Below are 1850 nucleotides of genomic sequence, written 5' to 3' on the forward strand. Positions count from 1 at the left end.
ATATCGGTAACATGCACCTGTTCCGCCTAACGGCGGCAAGCTGCAAACCATTAGCAACCCCAAATAGATGGAAATGATTGAAGAAACTATAAGAACTGAATTTGAAGCATTGAAAAATGACTTTGAAACCATAAGACAACAAATAGAAAACGATGTTGTCAGAACTGAGTTGTATAAGGGCGAGTTTTATGAACTTACTCCATATTCCTATCAGCGTAATGGTTGCAAACAAGGAAAACCTGTAAAGCGTCCTGATACAATAAAAAGCACCAAAAATCTTTGTATCTACGGATTTAATAATCAAAATCAAATCGTAGAAGTTAAGGTCGGTTGTTCTATTGAAGATCAGTTTTATCACACCTTCTTATATTATACAGACAATCTTGTGAAAAGTATTCTATATGATAATGGAAAACATTTGATGAATGTATGCCATTACTTTTTCGAGGACGGAAAGTTGAAACGGTCACAGTTATGTGGTAAGTATGGTAGCCGTGAAGAAAATTATATCTATAAAGAAAATGCTTTGACACATATTGAAGTAAAACAATATGATATTGAGGGTAATAGTGGTAGTGATTTAATTCATATATTCCAATATCAAGACGATGGGGCTTTAGAAAGTATTACCAAATCATTTCCAAATGGATATTCTGAAATAATCTATAAGACGATAAGAAGTTGCTAACAAGTGGCTTAACCTCCCCTGAAAAGGTTGGTTAGCCACCAGACATTATAAACTCAATAGATGAATAATAAAGAAATTTATATAAAACTGGAAAAAGCAGTTGGCGATAACAACGTGCAGGAAGTGTCGAATATACTCGACCAACATTCAGATCTGGATTTGAATGATGAGAATTTATATACGCTTCATCCACCTTTATGCCGAGCTGCAAAGAAAGGTTTTTATGAAATTTGCAAGACTTTAATTCAATATGGAGCCGATGTAAATTGTATTAAAGATAGATTATTTTCTCCTTTATGGGGTGCTTCGTCTGGAAACCATTTAGAAATAGTCAAACTATTGATAGAAAATGGTGCAGATATAAATGCTTATGAAAGTTCTACAACAGCAGCTTTGAATGAAGTAGCCGCTAAAGGGCATTTTGAGATTGTTCGCTATCTTATAGAGAAAGGTGCGGATATAAATAGGCTTACTACAACTCTACTTTTTTCTCCTCTTGATTGGTCTATTAGTAGTGGACATAACGAAATAAGCCTTTTTCTGAAGGAAAAGGGTGCGTTGTCCAATATCAACCACGATTATGTATGGTCTGAAGTAGGTGGTGGCATATCCCAACATATAGACTGGAATATTGGCAGAGTTATTCCTAACAAATTCAATGAAATGGAAAATGGTGTATTCAATAGGCTTGCGGTTGTTAATAGAGGCAACAATTCGTTATTGTTCAGTGTAGGAAATTTCCAATATACCCAGCCTTATGTGGAGTTTGTTATTGTGCTTCCGTTTGGCTGGAATCCATACTCTAAAATGGAGAAGACACAGTTCCCTTATATGGTAATGAAAGAATTGACGAACCAAGTCCGTAACGGAAGAACATTCTCTGATGGAGATTTTATATCCAAAACAGAGAAAGGGTTCAACGCAATCTCTTGGTCGGAGAAATTGGCTGGATTCTATGTCGTAGATTATAACTACTCTGATACAGCGAATCAATATGATAACAAAGAGGATATGGTTACTCTTTATACGCTTATTCCTGTAAAAGCTACTAAAAAGGGATATAGCGAACACTCTTTAGAAAAATTGAAGTCTAAGAAATGGAAAGCGATTGAATTGAGTTTATAACAAGCGGATTAATCTTCTAAAAACTCGATTATCCGCC

Annotated in this window: 2 protein-coding genes; both read left to right on the top strand. The window is 35.2% G+C overall.

Going from position 1 to position 1850, the window contains the following annotated elements; genetic code table 11:
- Positions 1 to 67: 67 nt before the first annotated feature.
- Positions 68 to 688, top strand: coding sequence for a hypothetical protein (locus tag DWZ47_RS30195; RefSeq protein ID WP_032581398.1), 621 nt, complete (start codon positions 68 to 70; stop codon positions 686 to 688).
- Between the two features lie 60 nt (positions 689 to 748).
- Positions 749 to 1813, top strand: a complete 1065-nt coding sequence (locus tag DWZ47_RS30200) for an ankyrin repeat domain-containing protein (RefSeq protein ID WP_032581399.1) — start codon at positions 749 to 751, stop codon at positions 1811 to 1813.
- Positions 1814 to 1850: the final 37 nt, after the last annotated feature.

This window comes from Bacteroides sp. AF32-8BH (assembly GCF_003435205.1).
GTDB classification, from domain to species: Bacteria; Bacteroidota; Bacteroidia; order Bacteroidales; family Bacteroidaceae; genus Bacteroides; species Bacteroides ovatus.